This window comes from Sulfurimonas sp. (assembly GCF_023229025.1).
Lineage (GTDB): Bacteria > Campylobacterota > Campylobacteria > Campylobacterales > Sulfurimonadaceae > Sulfurimonas.
Genome location: NZ_JALOAA010000081.1, coordinates 1 through 2,519, shown reverse-complemented (window position 1 = coordinate 2,519; position 2,519 = coordinate 1). Strand labels below are relative to the sequence as shown.

General features: G+C 49.4%; 3 protein-coding genes. All 3 read right to left on the bottom strand.

What is annotated here, in order from left to right; translation table 11 throughout:
- A partial coding sequence (locus M0Q20_RS11030; protein ID WP_295061938.1) for an AAA family ATPase occupies window positions 1-655 on the bottom strand: 655 nt, incomplete at its 3' end.
- Window positions 648-2,018, bottom strand: a complete 1,371-nt coding sequence (locus tag M0Q20_RS11025; RefSeq protein ID WP_295061935.1) for a DDE-type integrase/transposase/recombinase — start codon at window positions 2,016-2,018, stop codon at window positions 648-650. The genes M0Q20_RS11030 and M0Q20_RS11025, both read right to left, overlap by 8 nt.
- Window positions 2,019-2,096: 78 nt before the next feature.
- Window positions 2,097-2,519, bottom strand: a 423-nt coding sequence (locus M0Q20_RS11020; RefSeq protein WP_295061932.1) for a DUF6431 domain-containing protein, incomplete at its 5' end; no start/stop codon positions are given.

The following is a 2,519-nucleotide window of genomic DNA, read 5'->3' as shown; positions in this document are numbered from 1 at the left end:
ACAATGCATCGTCTGTGAACACAGCACGATCTACGCCAACTACCTTTAGGTGATGCTGTACATAACCTGCCGTCTCGCTCTGGGTCATGGCAGGCAGATGAAACCGAACATTCACTCTTTGTGCTATAGCTTCATAGGCTTGGGTCTGCAGAGTTGCCCGTAGCTCAGGTTGACCCATCAGGATTAAGCTTAGAGGCGAGAAACTATCCATCTTGAAGTTCATGAGGAAGCGAATTTCCTCTAACATTTCACGGCCCAAGAGGTGTCCTTCGTCAATAATGATTACCGGAATCCGGTTGCTTTCATGCATGTCCATTAAAGCCTTGACTAACTGCCTCTTAGCATCACCACGGTAAAATCTTGGCGGGATCCCTAGTTGGTGCAGAACTTCGTAGTAGAAATTCCGGGGAGTGAGGTCTGAGTCGGTGATGTAGAGTACCAAATGGCGAGTTGGATTTAGTTGTTCTGACACAGCCCGAGCGGCTGTGGACTTGCCTGCACCAACTTCACCAGTGCAAAGGGCGAATTTACGGTTTTCTGCAACATGAACCATTCGACCTATCAGCTCTTGATGGGCTTCGGACTGGAAAAGAAGTTTCGTGCTAATTGAGCGGTCAAAAGGAGACGCTGTGCATCCAAAAAAAGACTTAAACATCAGAAGTACCTCCCAGCTTACGGAAGGAGATTGCGCCTAGTTCTTGCTTTTTACGCTTCTTGTCCTGCTTCTCTAGCACATCAAGTAATCGAGAGGTTTTCGGTGGATCTGCGGACTCCAAAACCGGTGGAGAGTCCGCGATCTGGAGTCTAGCTCCTTTAGGATAGATGGTCTTGACCTTTTTGCCATTGTCCCAAACCTCAACAAATTCGGGGTTAATCCTATCGTAACGGACCTCCACTTTTTTGCCTACGAACTCTGGACCGGCGTCAAATTCTATGTTATGTAGCGAGAGGCAGCCGTCTTTACGGACAACGCGATCGTCTTCCCACATGAAGGCATCTCGAAGCTCCTCCATGCTCACAAAGCGGAGCTTGGTTGCATTAGCCTTAAAGACCTGAGCGGGGGTTTGTAAAGTGCCATCTTCAGCTGTTAAGGCACTATGGCTATGGTGGTTGTAACCTTCCTCCAGCCAGATACTAAAGGCAGTGTTCAGCTCGGGGAGTGTTTGAAACCTTACCAAGCGAGCTTCTTCGATGAATTGCTCTACCGTCCTCATAAAACGTTCGACCTTGCCCTTGGAAGTGGGCGAGTATGGTGCCGTTACCTGGTGTTTTACGTTAAGCCTGGCGCAAGCTAGGCGGAACCACCTGGAGACAAAAATTTTTCCGTTGTCCACATACACCTTTTCGGGAAGTCCCCTTTTTAGAACAGCCTTACGAAAGCAGTCTTCAAGTATGGGGAACTTTTCACTAAAGTAGAACTCTCCATGGGTAACGAGTCTGGAGTGATCGTCAATAAAGACCAGTAGATGTGTTTTCCGGAACTTATCGGGGTTCTTAGGATCTGGCAAATAAACCCCGTCTTTCAGATCGGACTGCCACATCTGATTGGGTCGTTCCTTTTGGAAACGGCGGTATCCAGCCTTGCCCTTAACGTGTTTCTTCAAGTCCATAAGACCCATCTTTTTAAAATGGCGAGAGACTGTGGAAGGTCGGAGAACACCGACATTAACTTTCCCCTCGCCCTCCAGAATCTCAATGATTTGGCGAACACTGCGCTGGGGTAACTCTCTTTTCAAAACCGCCGCAGCCTGTAATAACTCTTCCTGCAAAACCCTGGGTTTTCCTTGGTCAGAGCGGGTGCGGGGATACAAACCATCAAAGCCTTGCTCCCGGTAGTTTTGTAGATACCGCCGCAGGGTTCGGGCCGAAATTGGCTCACCTTTGGCTTCTTGGGACGCCAAAATAGCCTCTCGGCGCAGGGCTTTCTCCGCTGGTTCAAGATCCGGCTCCAATAGTGGTGCAATCATCTCAAATCGGCGTAAGGCAACATCCCTTGGGTCACTTAGGTCGTTTTTCATCGGTACGACACTCCCTTCATCTAGTGATTAGAGCTTACAGGGAGTTGGAAGTGACCACGAGGCAAAGGTGCGTGGGATTTAAATCCACAGCCGAGGCTGAGAAATGGTCAAGAGAATATTCACTTTTCCAAGCAGGCTACTACTACGAATTGCTTGCTGCACTAACTGCTCGGCTAAGTGTATCAAGTGCGAGAAACAGGCAAAGCCTGGCTTCCAGACACCAACGGTAACTCCGTGTCGTTCTAGAAAGCCGGCGACAGCTCCGATGTATAGCCGTTCACGTTTGCGATACCTGCGGATCCAGAGCCGCATTGTGTCGATGGAAGGCCATGAAGCGGAGGATTCCTCTTCAGTTGGGGTAATCGAGACATGCTCTACAGCAACCCCTTCTTCTAGAACCTGTTCCAGTACGCTTTCTTGGACCTCTTGCGGGTAGTGCTTGTAGGGCGAGAGGAAATCAGGTAGCACGGCATGGGTCTTACGACAACCGCAACACTTAAC

What these genes read in the sequence shown, in the direction of transcription:
- M0Q20_RS11025 (WP_295061935.1), bottom strand. Translation starts at nt 2,018, where the DNA reads ATGAAAAACGACCTAAGTGACCCAAGGGATGTTGCCTTACGCCGATTT.